This is a genomic window from Actinokineospora cianjurensis (assembly GCF_003663795.1).
In the GTDB taxonomy this organism is placed as follows: domain Bacteria; phylum Actinomycetota; class Actinomycetes; order Mycobacteriales; family Pseudonocardiaceae; genus Actinokineospora; species Actinokineospora terrae.
The window spans coordinates 75,834-92,116 of record NZ_RCDD01000005.1 but is presented as its reverse complement, the minus strand read 5'-3'; the positions used below and the strand labels follow the sequence as shown (position 1 = coordinate 92,116).

The 16,283-nt window shown below is 70.3% G+C and carries 21 protein-coding genes; 20 read left to right on the top strand and 1 reads right to left on the bottom strand.

What is annotated here, in order from left to right; genetic code table 11:
• Window positions 1-37: 37 nt before the first annotated feature.
• The 16 genes from CLV68_RS25920 to CLV68_RS25850 all read left to right on the top strand — a co-directional run bounded on the left by CLV68_RS25920 (window position 38) and on the right by CLV68_RS25850 (window position 10,781).
• A complete protein-coding gene (locus CLV68_RS25920; protein ID WP_147460170.1) occupies window positions 38-382 on the top strand; it encodes a hypothetical protein in 345 nt (114 codons plus the stop codon).
• On the top strand, window positions 379-837 hold the full coding sequence (locus CLV68_RS25915) for a hypothetical protein (protein ID WP_121393510.1): 459 nt from the start codon (window positions 379-381) through the stop codon (window positions 835-837). The genes CLV68_RS25920 and CLV68_RS25915 overlap by 4 nt, the downstream gene beginning before the upstream one ends.
• Window positions 834-1,085 (top strand): hypothetical protein, encoded by a 252-nt coding sequence (locus CLV68_RS25910; RefSeq protein ID WP_121393509.1) that lies wholly within the window; start codon window positions 834-836, stop codon window positions 1,083-1,085. The genes CLV68_RS25915 and CLV68_RS25910 overlap by 4 nt, the downstream gene beginning before the upstream one ends.
• Window positions 1,075-2,118 carry a hypothetical protein gene (locus CLV68_RS25905; RefSeq protein ID WP_121393508.1) on the top strand — a complete coding sequence of 348 codons (1,044 nt, stop codon included), beginning with the start codon at window positions 1,075-1,077 and terminating at the stop codon, window positions 2,116-2,118. Before CLV68_RS25910 ends, CLV68_RS25905 begins: the two co-directional genes overlap by 11 nt.
• Complete coding sequence (locus tag CLV68_RS25900; RefSeq protein WP_121393507.1) at window positions 2,115-2,663, top strand: zinc finger domain-containing protein; 549 nt, start codon at window positions 2,115-2,117, stop codon at window positions 2,661-2,663. Before CLV68_RS25905 ends, CLV68_RS25900 begins: the two co-directional genes overlap by 4 nt.
• Entirely contained in the window at window positions 2,660-3,532 is an 873-nt protein-coding gene (locus tag CLV68_RS25895) for a hypothetical protein (RefSeq protein ID WP_121393506.1), read from the top strand. Before CLV68_RS25900 ends, CLV68_RS25895 begins: the two co-directional genes overlap by 4 nt.
• Before the next feature lie 258 nt (window positions 3,533-3,790).
• Window positions 3,791-4,156 carry a hypothetical protein gene (locus CLV68_RS25890; RefSeq protein ID WP_121393505.1) on the top strand — a complete coding sequence of 122 codons (366 nt, stop codon included), beginning with the start codon at window positions 3,791-3,793 and terminating at the stop codon, window positions 4,154-4,156.
• Window positions 4,157-4,326: 170 nt separating this feature from the next.
• The gene (locus CLV68_RS25885) at window positions 4,327-5,124 is read left to right on the top strand and encodes a DUF2786 domain-containing protein (protein WP_121393504.1); all 798 of its coding nucleotides are present in this window, start codon (window positions 4,327-4,329) and stop codon (window positions 5,122-5,124) included.
• Between the two features lie 240 nt (window positions 5,125-5,364).
• Window positions 5,365-5,847 (top strand): hypothetical protein, encoded by a 483-nt coding sequence (locus CLV68_RS25880; protein ID WP_147460169.1) that lies wholly within the window; start codon window positions 5,365-5,367, stop codon window positions 5,845-5,847.
• Between the two features lie 95 nt (window positions 5,848-5,942).
• Entirely contained in the window at window positions 5,943-6,584 is a 642-nt protein-coding gene (locus CLV68_RS25875) for a hypothetical protein (protein ID WP_121393502.1), read from the top strand.
• Window positions 6,585-6,675: 91 nt separating this feature from the next.
• Window positions 6,676-7,290: a hypothetical protein gene (locus tag CLV68_RS33510; RefSeq protein ID WP_147460168.1), complete on the top strand. Its 615-nt coding sequence runs from the start codon at window positions 6,676-6,678 to the stop codon at window positions 7,288-7,290.
• Between the two features lie 665 nt (window positions 7,291-7,955).
• Window positions 7,956-8,111, top strand: a complete 156-nt coding sequence (locus tag CLV68_RS34235) for a hypothetical protein (RefSeq protein ID WP_170224583.1) — start codon at window positions 7,956-7,958, stop codon at window positions 8,109-8,111.
• A 13-nt stretch (window positions 8,112-8,124) separates the two neighbouring features.
• Window positions 8,125-8,763: a Mom family adenine methylcarbamoylation protein gene (locus tag CLV68_RS25860; RefSeq protein WP_483902896.1), complete on the top strand. Its 639-nt coding sequence runs from the start codon at window positions 8,125-8,127 to the stop codon at window positions 8,761-8,763.
• On the top strand, window positions 8,756-8,926 hold the full coding sequence (locus CLV68_RS34230) for a hypothetical protein (protein ID WP_170224582.1): 171 nt from the start codon (window positions 8,756-8,758) through the stop codon (window positions 8,924-8,926). The genes CLV68_RS25860 and CLV68_RS34230 overlap by 8 nt, the downstream gene beginning before the upstream one ends.
• Window positions 8,926-10,074, top strand: a complete 1,149-nt coding sequence (locus CLV68_RS25855; protein WP_121393498.1) for a GNAT family N-acetyltransferase — start codon at window positions 8,926-8,928, stop codon at window positions 10,072-10,074. Before CLV68_RS34230 ends, CLV68_RS25855 begins: the two co-directional genes overlap by 1 nt.
• 11 nt (window positions 10,075-10,085) lie before the next feature.
• Entirely contained in the window at window positions 10,086-10,781 is a 696-nt protein-coding gene (locus CLV68_RS25850) for a formyltransferase family protein (RefSeq protein WP_121393497.1), read from the top strand.
• Between the two features lie 67 nt (window positions 10,782-10,848).
• Here CLV68_RS25850 and CLV68_RS25845 read toward each other — a convergent pair whose 3' ends face one another.
• On the bottom strand, window positions 10,849-11,934 hold the full coding sequence (locus CLV68_RS25845) for an ATP-binding protein (RefSeq protein ID WP_147460166.1): 1,086 nt from the start codon (window positions 11,932-11,934) through the stop codon (window positions 10,849-10,851).
• Between the two features lie 85 nt (window positions 11,935-12,019).
• On the opposite strand from CLV68_RS25845, the gene CLV68_RS25840 reads away from it, so the two are divergent.
• From CLV68_RS25840 to CLV68_RS25825, 4 genes are read left to right on the top strand one after another with little or no spacing between them, the layout of a single operon-like run.
• The gene (locus CLV68_RS25840; protein WP_121393495.1) at window positions 12,020-12,532 is read left to right on the top strand and encodes a phage terminase small subunit; all 513 of its coding nucleotides are present in this window, start codon (window positions 12,020-12,022) and stop codon (window positions 12,530-12,532) included.
• Window positions 12,522-14,198: a Terminase gene (locus CLV68_RS25835; RefSeq protein ID WP_121393494.1), complete on the top strand. Its 1,677-nt coding sequence runs from the start codon at window positions 12,522-12,524 to the stop codon at window positions 14,196-14,198. Before CLV68_RS25840 ends, CLV68_RS25835 begins: the two co-directional genes overlap by 11 nt.
• Window positions 14,199-14,222: 24 nt before the next feature.
• Window positions 14,223-15,584 carry a phage portal protein gene (locus tag CLV68_RS25830; RefSeq protein ID WP_121393493.1) on the top strand — a complete coding sequence of 454 codons (1,362 nt, stop codon included), beginning with the start codon at window positions 14,223-14,225 and terminating at the stop codon, window positions 15,582-15,584.
• A complete protein-coding gene (locus tag CLV68_RS25825; RefSeq protein WP_483902895.1) occupies window positions 15,581-16,273 on the top strand; it encodes a VG15 protein in 693 nt (230 codons plus the stop codon). The genes CLV68_RS25830 and CLV68_RS25825 overlap by 4 nt, the downstream gene beginning before the upstream one ends.
• The last annotated feature ends 10 nt before the right edge of the window (window positions 16,274-16,283 follow it).

Below are 16,283 nucleotides of genomic sequence, written 5' to 3'. Positions count from 1 at the left end.
CCGAGGTCTTGTCGCGCCGCTGGGAGGCGGCTTCGCCATGTCCACAACAGCTTTGGCTATGCCCGAACCGGACCCGAGCAGCGCGGGTTCGGCGTTGTCTCCGGTCTCGCTAGATCGGATCGCGGACGAGTTCGCCCAACTCGAACGATTGGTCCCGCGTCTGGACAAGCTCGCCGCCCGGCAGAGGCACTTGCAGCGGGTGATCAAGGCCGTCCTGGGGGACGGTGAGATCGGCACGATCGGGAACGTTCCGGTGGTGTCGTGGAAGAAGACGCTGCGGGTCGCGGTGTCACAGAAGCTACTCAAGGAGCGGTACCCGCACATCGTGTCGGAGGTATCCGATATCACCGAGGTGCGCCGGTTCCTGCTGCTCGACCGGTGAAGGCCGCCACGGCATCCCGCGAGCTCGACGTTCGGGAGCTGGTGGGCGAGATCGCGCGGCGCGCGATCTCGCTCCCCCCAGCGACGGGTGACCCGGTCGCGGCGGTGGCCGCGTTGCTGGTGCTCGACCCGCGCAACACCGACCACGTCGAGGCGGTCACCACGGTCATCGTGTGCGACGCGTTGGGCGACCCGTGGCGGGAGACCACCGCCAACCAGTGGCGCGCGGTGCTGCCGACGTGGATCCGGCCGCAGGTGATCGGGGCAACCGTGCAGCGGATGAGCGCCGCCGGGGTCCTGGTCCACACCGGCCGCTGGGTCCGCTCGACCGACACGGCCGGGGGCAACGGCGGCAAACCGCAACCGGTGTACCGGGTGATCGTCCCTGGGGAGGACCAGCCGTTGCCGTTCGCGCGGCTGGGAGACGTGGGGCCGGTTGGCCCCGACAGGACGTGATACCGGCTGACTGCCACGCCGACGCCGAGTCGGCTCGCCGATGCGTCAACGGCGAGCTGGTCGCCGAGGAGCTGACCACGACGGCCCGCGGGCTGGTCGTGGCGTGGCTGCACGCCCGAGGACTGCCCGACACCGAGATCGCCCGGCGCGCCCGGATGTCGACCTACACCGCTTTCCGCATCCGCTCGCGCCTGGGACTTCGGGCGCACACCGCAGACTGTTCAAGGAGCAACGCACGTGGCGCGTGATCACGCCCGCATCTACTGCACCATCTGGGACGACGACGACTTCCTGTCCTTGTCCACGCTGGCGAAGTTGGTCTACATCCACCTTCTGTCACAGAAGAAGCTGAGCTATGCCGGGCTGCTCGACCTGGCGGCCAAGCGGTGGGCGCGCGCCCACCCCGACCACGACGTGGCGGAGGTCCGGGCCGCGTTGGCCGAGCTGGCCGCCGCGCGCATGATCCTGGTCGACCACGACACCGAAGAGGTGTTGATCAGGACCCTGATCCGCAACGACGGCATCGCCAAGCAGCCGCAGGTGCTCGCCGCCGCGCTGCGGCAGGCGTATGCCATCGAGTCGCCGATCCTGCGCGCCGCGTTGGCGGCCGAGCTGCGCCGCCTGCCGATGGAGGTCTGCGGGTCCGCGCCGTCGATCATCGCCGCGTCGCTCGAGCGCGGCGACACCGTGCCGCCGATCGAGATCAAACCCGCGCGCCGCCGCCAGGCCCGCGCCGCCGGGGAGGACGTCGACCAGGTCGCGGCCGACACGGCCGACCCTGCGATGGACCCCTCGGCCGACCCTGCCGGGAAGGGTTCCGCGCGCCCTCTGGGGGAAGGGGGTAGGGGGAAGGGGGAGTCTTCCCGTCTCACCTTGCGTTCTTCTTCTAGGCGCACGCGCGCGAAACCACGGGATCGGGAGCTGGCCGCGCGCCTGGTCGCCGAGCACATCCCGGCACAGCCGCGTCGGGTGAGCGACCGGCTCACCGCCGAGGCCGCCGCGTTGCTGGCCGAGGGCATCGCGCCCGACCGGGTCGGGGCCGGCCTGCGGCGCTGGTCCCAACGACGGGTCGGGGCCGGTCTGCTCCCCGAGTTGGTCGGCGAGGCCATGCGCACCGCCGCACCCGCCGGGGCCGCGGGCAACCCCTTGGTCGCCGCGCTGGAGCTGGCGCGCCGGGTCGCGCACGAGGACCAGGACGACTCCGAGCTGGGACGCATCCTGCGCACCGCCGACGACGACACCGCGCTGGCGGCGCTGCTGTCGATGGGGGCGGCGGCATGAGCCAGGCCCCCGCGACCGACCAGGCCGCGCCGCGCATGTCCCGCACCGAGGTCAGCGGCCTGTTGGCCATGATGGCGGCGTTCCGCTCCCGCACACCCAGCGACACCGAGCTGACCTGGTGGCAGCACCAACTCGCCGAGTACAGCGGCGCTGAATGCCAGGCCGCGCTCCTGGCCCACTCCAAGACCAGCCCGGACAGCGTCACCCCTGCGCAGATCATCCGGCGCATCCGCGACGCGCGCCAGCGAACCGAGACCCAGCGCCGACGACTGGCCCGCGACCCGGTCGCCGAGCAGGCCCGCAGTGCCGCCGCAGCGCGGCGAGGGATGGCCGCCGTCTACGCCGAGACCGGCTGGACCCGACTGCCCGAACAGCACACCGCGCTGCGGGTCCCGTGCCCTGAACCGGGATGCGAGGTACCCGCCGACGTGATGTGCCTGACGGTCGGCTTCCGCGACCGCCGGGACCCGGCCACCCGCGTGCACCGGTCCCGGCTGGCCGCCGCCCAGGCGCGACCAGAGCACCCCGAGGAGGCGACCCGATGACCGGGACCGACGACCTGGACATCTACGCGCCGACCCCGTGTCTGCTCGGCTGCGTGGCCCCGGGCGGGGAACCGTTCCCGGCCCAGCACGGGTACCGCACGTGCGACCTGTGTGCCGATCGGCTGCGCGCCACGCTGACCGAGCTGGTCGAGCTGTACGCGCTCGTCGATGACGCCGTAGTCCCGGGCCGCGGTGGGTCTGCGGCGCGCGGAGCACCCGGTCACGGGTCCCGTTCCCCCGCCCGCGACAGCGTGATCGTGCTGACCGACCCGCGCACCCACGCTGTCGAGGACGGCGACCCGCACTCCGTGCTGGCGGTGCTGTCGAGCTGGGCGGACAACGTCCGCTCCGACACCGGCCAGGACCCGCGCACCGGAGCGGCCACTGTGTCGGGCGAGGTCGCCTTGCTGGTGCGCTGGATGGACTGGATGACCCGCCAGTACTGGATCGGCGACCTGGGCCAGGAGGTGGACGAGCTCGCGCACCAGCTCCGCGCCGCACTCGGCCTCCAGGAGCGCACCATCCCGGTCGGGCCGTGCCCGAACCGGGTCACCGACCCGGACACCGGTCGCACGGTCACCTGCGGCGCACCGCTGCGGGCGCGGCTATCGGTCGAACGGATCAGGTGCCGACGCTGCCGCGCGAGCTGGCCACGCGAACGCTGGGACGAACTCGGCGGCGAACTGGGCGTTCCGGTGTCGGACTTCGCCTCGCTGTCGGCATGGCTGGCGACCCCGACCGGCACCTTGCGCCGCTGGCGCCACGAGGACCGGTGGGCCAACCACGGCACCAAGGCCCGGCCCGTGTTCGCGCGGACGGACGCGCTCGCGTCCTGGCGGCGCAGACACGCCCCGGCGGCCCCGGTGTGACGGGTGCGGGACCGGTGACCACTCGAAGGCGGTTGGAACCACCGGTCCCGCGATGTCCCGTTGCGCTCGGCCACGAAGGCCGAAGAAAGGACACGCTCAGTGTAGGCGAGCGGCCTTCTGTGTCGCCAGGTGGCGTCGTGGATCACCTTCACTAGCTCCACTCCATACATTGCCGATAGAGTTATTGATGTGAGGGGGACGGGATGGAACCCCACCCCACGCGGAAGGAAACCGTTGCGCCACAGAGAAAGGGACACCATGGACTTCCCCGAACCGACCAGGATCGGCCACTTCAAGGAGGTGAACGTGCTGGCGGTATACCGCTGGCTGGTCGAGCCCGAGCGCCCCCTGGTGCCGCGAGTCGCCGACGACCCGGCGCCCCTTGTGGACGCCTTGTTCAGCGATGACCTTTGCTACTGCGGCCGATGCACCCTCCTGGCGACCGACATGCGTCCCTGTCCTGCCATTGAGGAGCGGGCGGGCATCGCCCGCCAGCAGTTTCAGGAGCTATACCCCGACTTCAGTGTCCAAACGGGATGGTTCACCATGCCCGCCTACTTCACCGAAAGGTGGAGGGCGAAGGAGGTGGTCAACCGGCTGATCGACCTGGCGCCGGAGGACTGAGTGGACCGGGATGGGGGCGCCAGCGCTCCCATCCCGCCTCGAAGTGGCGTCGTGGATCACCTTCGCTAGCTCCACTCCATGCATTGCCGATAGAGTTATTGATGTGAGGGGGACGGGATGGAACCCCGAAGCCAACACAGAACCGTTGCGCTGAAACGAAAGGATCTCCGATGACCACCGCCAAGAAGACCTCCGTCGAGACGACGCGAGAGCAGAAGGCCAAGATCAAGCAGAAGGTCGCCGCCCTTCTGGCCAAGGCCGAGAGCACCGAGTTCCCCGCTGAGGCGCAGGAACTCGCCGCGAAGGCCGCCGAGCTGATCGCCCGGTACAACTTGGACGCCGCGGCGGCCCGCGACGACAAGGGTGCCAAGCCGGAGCCGATCTCGACGGTGGACTTCACCGTGAGCGGCCAGGGCTGGCACGGCAAGGCGCGGTCGGCGTTGTACTGGGCCGTTGCCGAGGCGACCGGCTGCAAGGCCGTGCACATCAACAACAAGATGAACGGCGAGGACCGCCTGGTGACCGTGGTCGGCGCCGCCTCGACGATCGACGGCCTCAAGATGCTCCTGCCCTCCATCCTGTTGCAGGCGGAGTCTTCCGGAGCCAAGGCCGCCAAGGAGCACATGGCCGAGGTCGGCCCCAGGATCGACACGGCCGCCGACAAGAACATCGAGCGCAGGTCCTACTTCCGGTCCTACCTGGAGGGTTACGGCAAGGGCGTGGCGGAGAAGATCCGCGCCACCCGCCAGGGCATCGTGGAGGAGATGCAGGAGGACCCCAAGGCGCTGATCCTTGTCAGGGATGAGGACCGGGTCAAGGCCGAGTTCGCACGCAAGTTCCCCCAGACCAGGCTCCTGCCCACGGACAAGAAGAACGCCGCCGGGAACGCGGCCGGCGTCCGCGACGGCCGACTGGCTGACACCGGTCAGACCAAGGTCAAGACCAAGGGCGCCAAGGTGATCGGCTAGGTGACCGGGGTGTCCCGACTCAGGTCGGGACACCCCGCTCGCGTCGTGGATCACCTTCCACCCTCCACTTATTACCGATAGAGTTAGTGACGTCCGAGAGTTGGGACGGAACCCCGCTGTCGGACGAGAACCCGTTGCAGAGAAAGGCAAACAATGTCCACGCGTGACTGGACGTTCGATCTGGCCCTACCGCTCCCGCCGATGCGGGTCTCGCTACCCCCCAACACCTACGACGCGATCGTGATCGACGGCGACACCTGTGCCTCGGTGGTCATGGAACCCGACACGCTGTTCCGGCACATGCTGACGATGGTCTCCGACCCGGCCGCGACCTGTCTACAGGTCAACGACACCATCGGCTTCTGGGTCGGCAAGGACAGCGCGGATCACTTCGACCGCTCCCCGGCCGCGAACTACGTGCTGGAGCGGATGCTGTCGGATATCGCTGTCGGCGCCTACCCGGACACCGAGGAAACCCGGCTGGCGGCCGTGGCCCGATTTGCAGGACCCGGCGTGCCCGTGCTGCACGGTCCTTGCGTGATCACTGGAATGGGCTTGGACGAACGCGTTCTGGCTCCTTTGTCGGCGGTGTTCTGGGACTGGTTCGAGCCCGTCCAAGAGGTGATGGACCAACTGCGCGCCGGACACCAGTTCGCTGGTTTCCTGCGAGACCAAGAGATTCCCGTCCGCTCGATCGTCTCGGTGACCATCCGGAGCGAATGACAGACCCGCGCCCCGGCTCGACAGGGCCGGGGCGCGCCCTGGGGGCGCACGGCGCGTGCTGCCCGCAACCCGTAGCGAGAACGAGAGGAACACCCGTGAACGACACCCTTCCCCCCGAACTGACCCGCCTGCTGGAGCGGATCAGCGACCTGTTCGGCCAGCCGGTCGACCAGTCACCGGACGCCGCGACGTGGTCAACGGGCCGCCCGGAGGGCAGCGACATGTCCGGCCGGTTCGGCGCCGTGATCATCGGCGGTCCCAACGGGCTCGTCACGCGAATGGCTCTGACCGAGGACAACGCCTTGGACCGGATCAGGAACGCCGTCGGGCAGACCACGGTGGCCCCCCTGGACCTGGTGTCCGGGGTCGGCTTCTGGCGAGGTGTGGACGATGCGCGCGTGGGGTTGAACGTCCCCGCGATGCACACGATCACGAAGCTGGCACGGGACGTGGTCAGCGGGGCTTACGCCGCCAGCGACCGGGACACGGCGCAAGTCCGGCGCGCGTTCGCCGACGGCGCCAACACCCCGACCGTGCACGGCCCCTGTGTGGTGACCGGCCTCACCGCCGACGGCAAGCCCGCCCCGTTCGGCGAGCGCCTGGCCGACTGGGTTGACGACTACATCGCCGAATTGAACTACATGTCCCTCGGTACCCAGATCGCCCAACAGCTCCGCAGCGCCGGGATCCCGTTGAGCGACATTCGTGGGCTGACGCTCGGCGTGGTCACCGACTGATCCGCCGGCAACGTCGCCCCGGCCCCCGACCGGGGTCGGGGCGACGGCCACAATGAGGTAGCCGACCAGCGCAGGAAGGAGCCGACCGACCGTGATCCCCGCCGGACGCGCCGCCGTCGACCGACGCGGTATTGCCGCCCTTCATGGCCTGTCGGAGGCCACCGCGCACAAGACCCGTCCCTGGGCACACCCCAGTCATCCCGCCCCACTCACCCCGGGCAAGCCACGACGTGGGCACCCTCGCCTGTGGGACGAGGAACAGGCCGAGGCATACGCGGCGGGCCGGCCCATCCCGCCGCTTCCCCAAGGGCAGGACCCTCGGGACCTGCTGAACCAGGATGAGGCCGCGGCGCTGGCGGGAGTCCAGCCCGCGACCTGGGCTCGCTACCAGTACACCGAGCGCACACGCGCCAAGGCCCGCGACGGTGGCCCCCTGATCCCACCTCCGGACGAGACGGTGTGCGGGGCCGACCACTGGTACCGCGCCACCATCGAGCACTACATCAATGAGCGAGACGCACGCGCGGGCCAGGCCCTCGGCGGCCGCCCCGTGAACACCGACATCGCCACCGCCGTCGCCGAGCTGGTGCACGCCGCACAAGCCGACGGCGGCACGGTCAACATCGCCGAGGTGTCACGGACAGTGGGAATCGCCTACAACACCGCCCGCTCCCACATCCGCCGCATCACCGGCGACACGCGATAGGTGGTTGCGCCTGACCTGCGGCGAACGTAGAGTGATCAACAGTGGTGTCGTGTACCCACCGCACGACACCCTGACGCGGTCGAGAACCCCGGGAGCCTGACGCCACGGCCCCGGGGTTCTCCCGTTCCCGCACTCCCCGCTCATCTCCGCAGGCCGGGGGTGGGGCGTGGGTGCCTGGTCGGGCAGCGACCGCCGTGCACGTCTTCCCGTCGACTGGCACCGGCGCCGCGCGCTGGTGCTGGCTCGGGACCCGGTGTGCCGGTTGTGCGGGGTGTGGCCCTCCACCGAGGCCGACCACGTCATCGCGGGCGACGACCACTCGCTGTCCAACCTGCAAGGCGTGTGCGGCCCGTGCCACCGGGCCAAGAGTTCCAGCGAGGGCGGACGCGCGGCTGCTGCACGACGCCCCGCCCGCCTTCGGCCGCCGGAACCCCATCCCGGTGAGCTGCCCCGGCCGACAGATCGACCCGACCGTCAACCCTGAACCGTCGACAGGTCGGCCCGGGGCGGCCCCACCCGCACGCCGGACCCCAGGGGGCGTACCCCCTGCCCCCGCCACCGCCGAGCACCGGTTGGTCATAGCGACTCGCGGTCCGTACGAAACTCCCCGACCGCCGCACGCGGCGCGCACCCCGTCTCGCACCCGCGCTCACCTGGGAGAACGCATGTCCACAGCTCGGCCGCCAGCACGCGCACCGCAGCGCCGGAAGGGGGTGGTCGGCGATATCGACTTCACCCCCCAGCCCGCCACGAGCCTGCCCAGACTCGACCAGCTCTCGCCCATCACCCAGCGCCGCCACGCCCGCACCACCGCACGCTGACCCGACCGTCGCGCTGCTGGTCGCACCCTGCACGCGGGCCGCCGCCGACCACGCGATCAGCCGCTGGCACTACAGCGCCAAGACCCCGCGCGGCAAGCTCGCCTGCTTCGGCGTGTGGGAGCACGGCGTGTTCGTCGGCGCGATCGTCTACGGCCGAGGCGCGTCCAACCACCTGGGCCGTCCCTACGGCCTGGACCAGACGCAGGTGGCCGAGCTGGTGCGCGTCGCGCTCACCGACCACGCCGCCCCGGTCACCCAGATGATCGCCGCCACCCTGCGCCAGCTCCGCGCCGCGTCACCGGGCCTGCGGCTGGTGGTGTCGTTCGCCGACACCACCCAGGGCCACCACGGCGGCATCTACCAGGCCGGGAACTGGATCTACACCGGCACCACCGACCCGCACACCCTGTCCTACGTCGTGCACGGCCGCGAGATCCACGGGCGCAGCCTGCGCCACCTCGCGGTTGCCCGCGGCCCCGGCGAGACCGCCGAGGAGTTCGTCCGCCGCACGATCGACCCGCACGTCCGGTCGATCACGACGCCCACGCTCAAGCACCGCTACCTCTACCCGCTCGATCGGGCCATGCGCCGCCAGCTCCTAGACCGCGCCCGCCCCTACCCGACCCGCCTGGAGGTGAGTCCCCGTGCCTGAGCGCCAGGTGCCCGGTTCGGCCGACGTGCTGACCAAACCCGCCGTCCACGACTACCGCGAGCGCCACGGGATCGTGGTCATCTGCCGCGACTCGCGCCACCAGGAGCAGGTCTACGCCCAGCTCCGCGGGCTGGGCCTGCGCTGCCGGGTGGTAAGCGTCTGATGCTGATCAACGTGCGTCACCAGGTACCGGTGGCCGAGTCCTACAGGGCCGCCAAGGTGCGCGGCCTGTTCAACGCCACCGACGAGCAGGCCACCCGGTTCGAGCTCGACGCCGACCTGCCCATCGATGACGACCGTTGGCGGATCGGGGTGGTCGTCGGGCCGTCCGGGTCGGGCAAGTCCAGCATCGGCCGCACCCTGTGGGACGGCTCCGCGTTCTACCCCGGCGACGACTGGCCCGCCGACGCGCCGATCATCGACGCGATCGACCCCGGCGGCGACTTCGAGGCGGCCACGGCCGCGTTGAGCGCGGCCGGACTCGGGGACGTGCCGGTGTGGCTGCGCCCGTACCGGGTCCTCTCGACCGGGCAGCGCTTCCGCGCCGACCTGGCCCGCGTGATCGCCGAGCAGCCCGACCGGGTCGTGATCGACGAGTTCACCTCGACCGTGGACCGCCAGATCGCCCGCGTCGGGGCCGGGGCGTTCGCCAGGGCATGGCGACGCGGTAGCGGCCAAGCGGTCCTGCTCACCTGCCACCACGACGTGCTCGACTGGCTGGAACCCGACTGGGTCTACGACACCGGCACCGCCACGTTCACCAGGGGGTCGGTTCAATTCCGGCGCCCCAGGATCGACGTGGAGGTCCGGCTGGGCGGCTGGAACCTATGGCCGGCCTTCCGGGCACATCACTATCTAGACCTGCCCAAGATGGTCGCCGCGCGCGCCTATGTCGGTTTCGTGGACGGCGAGCCGGTCGCCCACGTCGGCATCACCACCAAGTCGCTGACGACCGGCCCCCACGCGGACCGGATCGTGTCGGTGGAGGCCCGCGCGAGCCGTCTGGTCGTCATGCCCGAATGGCAGGGCGCGGGCGTCGGTACCCGCTTCCTCAACCACGTCGCCGAGCTGCAACGCACCGGGAACGGCACCCTGCAGGGCCGCCGGATGACCACCTTGTTCCACACCAGCCACCCCAACCTCGCCGCAGCACTGCGCCGTGACGACCGGTGGCGACAGATCACCGCCCGACTCACCGGCCACAAGACCGGCAGAAGCGAACGCGACTGGCCCCAACGCGACAAGTCGTTGCCGCGCACCGGCTACGGCGGACACTTCCGCGCCCTCCAGGGATTCCGCTACTACGGCTGAGGAGGTGCCCCGTGCGCCTGTTCCTCTCCGGTCAAGGCGGCTTCGCCCTCGCCGTCGCCGAAGCGGCCACCGACCGCGGGCACACCCTCGCCGGGATCGCCACCCCCGCCACCCGCCGCAACCGCGCCGACGACGGCGACCCGCTGAACTGGGACCGGGTGCGCGCCTGGGCCTACCCCCGCCGCGTCCCCTGGGTCGACGCCGACCAGCTCCGCGCCCACCACGTCCCGACTGACACCGACGTCATCCTCGCCGCCCACTCCCACGCCTTCATCGGCCGCGCCACCCGCGCCCGCGCCAAGGTCGCCGCGATCGGCTACCACCCCAGCCTGCTGCCGCTACACCGTGGCCGCGACGCGATCCGCTGGACCGTCCGCGACCGCGACAAGGTCACCGGCGGCAGCGTCTACCACCTCACCGAGCACACCGACGCCGGGCCACTCGCCGCCCAGGAACACATCCTGGTCCCCCCGAACGCCACCGCGCGCACCCTCTGGCGCGAACACCTCGCCCCGCTCGGAGTGCGGCTGATCCTGCGCGTGCTCGACGACCTCGCGGCCGGACACCGTGTCGAGGTACCCCAGGACGAGGCCCGCGCCACCTGGGAACCATCCTGGTCGCGGCCACCCTTGGTGAAGCCCGAACTCCCGCAACTACCCGGAACCACTGCGATGCACACCCATCCGGACGCGCTGTACCGCGACTAGATCGACCGCTGTCCAAGGTGACCGGAACAGGCTGCACCAGGCGACCTCGTATGTGCCGATAAGGGTCCTATCCGAGGCCACTCAGGACAACCTGGATGGCGCTGAGCACGCCACGTTCGGCGGCGTCAATGAGCGGCCGGACCGGACGATATGTACCGCTACCTGCGGTCTTGCCGTTCCAGTAGCCATCGAGTTCGCTCTGCGGTACGAGCGTCTGCGCCACCTGGCGCAAGTACAGGTCGGGGGAGCCATCGTCCATGCAAGTCCAGGACACGAAGATTCCAGCGTCACGTTGGCGTAGCGCCTTCATATGCATCCTCCCTACAAGCGTGGCACAGTTCCTGTACTGCTGATACAGGTTCTGGGGGATGTGCGGCCTGACCATGCTCACACGTAGCTGAAGACGGCCGATTTCCTCAGCGTGCCGTCCCTCCGTCAAACCGCCAAGGGAAGCAGCGAGATCAGGTCGCGCAAAGACTCCCGAATACTCGGAGTCGATCAGGAGGTCGTACAAGACCTCGACGCCTCCCACAAGGCGCCGTTGCTCGACAAGGCAGCTCCACACCTCGTTCACCGCCCTGACACGTTCCTCATGGACGATACTGTTCGTAAACAAACGCCTCACATCGCCGGAATTCGCCCTGATGCTGGCCGCACCCCGGCGAATGAGGATATCGCCCGAGCGGAAAACCACGGGCTTGTCGCTCCTGATCTGGCCGTCTAGCGCCGCCAGTACGGGCTGAGAGAAGCGGCGTCGGAAATAGACCATCCCGTATCGCCGCTCCTCATCCGTGCCGGGCTCGATCAGTATGTGCTCAGCCGCCACGACAACAAAGTCGCCGTCAACGTATTTCTCGATGGCCCGACGGATGGCCGTGGTGTCGATCTTCTCCGTGGCAGTCAAGCCAACGTGCTCAAACTTGTCTGTTACGCCGACGATGATTGTTCCCCCGTTCGGCAGATTGCAGAAGGCGAGCGCATCCTTGGCGAGGTTGACCCTGGCGGAGGTGCTAGTAAGGTCGTTCAGCGTCTCCTTGAAGTCCCATTCATCGCCTTCTCCGCGCACGGACACCAATTGCTCGAACATTCGGCGCGAGATCGGATCCTGTTGGTCGGCATCAGCCCGATGTGGCTGGCCGGACGGACTGGTCACGGAATGGCCCGCTCTCTGTAGTCGTTGGCTCAGGCGAACAGTTCACGGCTGTAAAGCAGGTCGAGAACGCCTGCACCTTAGCCGGATGTCGACCCTCCGTCTCTACCCCGATCACCTCGGTGACCAGGCGATCAAGGCTCGGAGGTGGGCTGTGCCGCTGGCTGGACGCTCGCCCTCGGCGAACCCCCGGAACCGCAACGCCAAGACCTACGACTGGACCACGGTCGAGGCCACTGCCTACGACGGGCCGTCGCCGGAGCTTCCGGCCAAGGGCGGGCGTCAGCGTTGGCATCGGGAGACGCGGGCGTGGTGGGAGGCGGTGCGCCGGATGCCGCACTGTCGTCTGTGGACTGACACCGACTGGCGGTTCGCCATGGAGACCGCGGTGCTGGTCGAGGCGTTCTGGCGTGATTCGCCGTCGGTGGCGGCCGAGCTGCGGTTGAGGTCGGCCAAGCTGGGCCTGACCCACGAGGACCGGCTGAAGCTGCGCATCCGCTACGCCGCCCCCGACGATGGGGACCAGGTGCTCACGCAGACCCCGGCCGCCGTGGCGCGTCTGGACGAGCGGCGCAAGAGGCTGGTCGACGGTGCCTCGTGAGCTGGTCCACGCACCAGGCCATGACCGGACCCGCTCGCTCGGATGGCTTGCCACGGCGTGGATCGAGCACTGGTGCGTGCACGGCCCCGGCGACGTGCAAGGCGACGAGGTCGAGCTCGATGACGAGTTCGTCGGGTTCCTGGTCGACGCCTACGCGCTCGACGCGGACGGGCGGCGGCTCTACTCCCGGGCCGCGCTGGTGCGTCCCAAGGGCCGCTCCAAGTCCGAGCTGGCCGGTTTTGTCGGCCTGTTCGAGGCGCGCGGGCCGAGTCGCTTCGCCGGGTGGGCCACCGGCGGCGAGGTCTACCGGTGGCGGGACTTCGTCTACCACTACGCCCCCGGCGAGCCGATGGGCCGTCCGCTGGTCTACCCCTACATCCGGTGCCTGGCCACCGAGGAGACCCAGACCGGCAACACCTATGACGTCATCCACTTCAACCTCGAACAGGGGCCGCTGGGGGACGACCTCCCCCGGGATGCGGTCGGCCTGACCCGGGTCCTGCTCCCCGAGGGCGGGGAGATCGTCCCGTCCACCGCCAGCTCGTCGTCCAAAGACGGCGGGAAGGAAAGTTTGGCGATCTACGACGAACCCCACCTGTACGTGACGCCGGAGTTGCGCCGAATGTTCAAGACGGTGGACCGCAACCTGCGCAAGCGGCGGCGGGCAGAGCCGTGGGCGCTGCTGACCTCCACGATGTACCAACCCGGGGAAGACTCCGTCCTGGAGGCGGTCGACCGCCAGGCCCAGGCCATCCGCGAGGGCCGCACCCGCGCGGCCAGGCTGCTGTGGGATCACCGCCAGGCCCCGGCCGGGGTCGACTTGACCGACATCGACGCCGTGGTCGCCGCGCTGGCCGAGGCATACGGACCGGCGGCGGCGTGGATGGACCTGCCCGGGATCGTCCACAATGAGTTCTGGGACCTGACCAAGGATCCCGAAGATGCCCGCAGGTACTTCTTCAACCAACGCACCGCCTCGGCGACCGCATGGGTCACCGCGCTGCAATACGCCAGCGGCACCGTGCCCGACCTGCCGCCGCTGGCGGACGGCGAAGAGACCGTGCTGTTCTTCGACGGCTCGGCCGGGGACGACGCGACCGCGCTGCTGGCCGTCGCGATGGACGACGGCCGCCCCGAGCTGCTGCACCTGCAAGAGCGCCCACCCGGGGCCGCGGGCAAGACGTGGCGCGTGGACAAGGCGGCGGCCGACCTGGCTGTGCGGCAGGCGTTCGAGCGGTTCGACGTGCTCGGCTTCGCCGCCGACGTGCGCGAGTTCGAGAACTACATCGACACCTGGGCGCTGGAGTTCCGCGACCGGCTGCTGATCGAGTCCACCACCGGCCGACACCGCCACGCCGTGGCCTGGGACATGCGGGGACGGGTCGCGGAGTTCACCAACGCCGCCGAACGCACCCGCGCCGACATCCGCGCGCACGAGCTGCCCCTCGGTGAGGACCTTCGTCTGCGCCGACACGTCCTCAACGCGCGCGCGGCCCCCAACCGCTACGGGGTCAGCATCGCCAAACCCGGCCGCGACAGTCCACACAAGATCGACGCCGCCGTCTGCCTCATCGGCGCCCGCATGGTCCGCCGCTGGGTGCTGGCCTCGGAGAAGTACCAACGCCGCCACCGCAACCGAGACCGCCGCGTGGTCGTCCTGCGCTGACCCACAGGGCGGAGGTGGTGCCGCGTGCCCGACGACGATCTCTCTGTCCTGCACCACCTCCGCCAACGACTGTCCACGACGGCCTCCCGGCTGCGGCGGTCGGACGCCTATTACGACGGCGCGCAGCGTCTCGCCGCGCTCGGGCTCGGGTTGCCGCCGGAGATGCGCCGTCTCCAGGTGATCGTCAACTGGCCGCGTTTGGTGGTGGACAGCCTGGAGGAGCGGCTGGACCTTGAGGGTTTCCGGCTGGCGGGCGCGGCCGAGACCGACGAACGGCTGTGGTCGTGGTGGCAGGCGAACAACCTCGATGACGAATCCGGCCTGGCCCACCTGGAAGCCCTGATCACCGGCCGCGCCTACATCACGGTCGGCCCGGGGGACAACGGGTCGGACACACCGGTCATCACCCCCGAGTCCGCCCGGTCGATGATCACCGACGTCGACCCGCGCACCCGCGCCGTGCGCTCGGCGCTTCGGCTCTACACCTCCCGGTACGGCGGCGAGCTGGCCGCGACCTTGTACCTGCCCGACCGCACGGTGTTCTACGAGCGGGGCCGGTCCGGGTGGAAGGTCACCGACACCATCGCCCACAAGCTCGGCGTCGTGCCGGTCGTGCCGATCATCAACCGATCGCGGATCTCCGACCGGCACGGCCGCTCGGAGATGGCCGACGTGATCGGCCTGACCGACGCCGCGTGCCGGACGCTGACCAACCTGCAAGGCGCGCAAGAGCTGTTGGCGGTGCCGCAGCGCTACGTCCTGGGAGCGACCCGCGCCGACTTCGTTGACGAGGCGGGCGAGCCGATCCCCGCCTGGGAGGCGTACATCGGGCGGATTCTGGCCCTGGGCAACGAAAATGCCCGGGTCGGACAGTTCAGCTCGGCCGACCTGCGCAACTTCACCGAGGTCATCAACGCCTACGCGCGCATCGTCGCCGCGCTGTCCGGGATGCCGCCGCACTTCCTGGGCCTGTCCACCGACAACCCCGCCAGCGCCGACGCCATCCGCAGTGCCGAGACACGGTTGGTCAAGCGCGCCGAGCGCAGGACCCGCGCGTTCGGTGCGGCCTGGGAACAGGCGATGCGGCTGGGGATGCTCATCACCGACGGCACGGTGCCCACCCAGGCCGCCCGGCTCGAATCCATCTGGCGCGACCCCGCCACCCCCACCTACGCCGCCAAGGCGGACGCCGTGGCCAAGCTGGTCGCGGCCGGGATCCTGCCGGTGTCGGTGGCGTGGGAGGAACTGGGCTACAGCGCCGAACGGCGCCGCCAACTCGCCGCCGCGTCGGGCGACGACCCGCTGGTGCGGTTGCTGGACACCGTCGGCGCCGGTCGCGTCGCCGACCCGCAGGTGCCCGCGGTTCCCGGCGGTGATCGCCGCTGAACCTCACCGAGTACCGCCAGGCCCAGGACCGGGTGGCCGCGCCGGTCGTGGCCGTCACCGTGTCCACTCTGCGCGGGCTGGCGGGCAGGCCGGTCACCCCGTCCGGGTGGCGGCTGCTGCTGGATGTGCTGTTCCCGGTCGTTCTGCAAGGCCGCGCCTCCACCGCCGAGCTGGCGGCACGGTTCTACATCGAGCAGCGCCCGGCCCTGGACCGACCCGCGCCGCCGCTGGACCCGCCTTCCTATCAGCGGGACGCGCTCGACCGGGCCGTTGCCCGCACCGCCCGCACCCGTCTGCGTGATCGCGCCAGCTCACGGGCCGCGATCAGCGACACCGCCGCCGTGGTGACCCGCCACGTCATGCAGGCCGGGCGCGACGTCCTCGTCACCGCCGCCCAGACCGACCGGGTCCGGTGGGCCAGGGTGCCCACCGGCCGCGAGACCTGCGCGTTCTGCTGGCTGCTCGCCTCCCGCGGTCCGGTCTACCGCTCCGCCGACATGACCCGCTGGCACGACCGGTGCGACTGCCTGGTCGTGCCGGTGCACAACCCCGACGACTGGGAAGGGCGCGCCACCTTCCTTGCCGCACAACGACTCTGGCGCGACTCCACCGAGGGCAAGTCCGGTCGCGACGCGCTGAACGCGTTCCGCCGCGCCCTCACCCGCTCACCCGATCCCACCGCGACCTAGACGGTCCACC

Coding starts and splice junctions, on each gene's coding strand:
- CLV68_RS25920 (WP_147460170.1), top strand. CDS start 38: ATGTCCACAACAGCTTTGGCTATGCCCGAACCGGACCCGAGCAGCGCG.
- CLV68_RS25900 (WP_121393507.1), top strand. CDS start 2,115: ATGAGCCAGGCCCCCGCGACCGACCAGGCCGCGCCGCGCATGTCCCGC.
- CLV68_RS25895 (WP_121393506.1), top strand. CDS start 2,660: ATGACCGGGACCGACGACCTGGACATCTACGCGCCGACCCCGTGTCTG.
- CLV68_RS25890 (WP_121393505.1), top strand. CDS start 3,791: ATGGACTTCCCCGAACCGACCAGGATCGGCCACTTCAAGGAGGTGAAC.
- CLV68_RS25885 (WP_121393504.1), top strand. CDS start 4,327: ATGACCACCGCCAAGAAGACCTCCGTCGAGACGACGCGAGAGCAGAAG.
- CLV68_RS34235 (WP_170224583.1), top strand. CDS start 7,956: ATGTCCACAGCTCGGCCGCCAGCACGCGCACCGCAGCGCCGGAAGGGG.
- CLV68_RS25855 (WP_121393498.1), top strand. CDS start 8,926: ATGCTGATCAACGTGCGTCACCAGGTACCGGTGGCCGAGTCCTACAGG.
- CLV68_RS25840 (WP_121393495.1), top strand. CDS start 12,020: ATGTCGACCCTCCGTCTCTACCCCGATCACCTCGGTGACCAGGCGATC.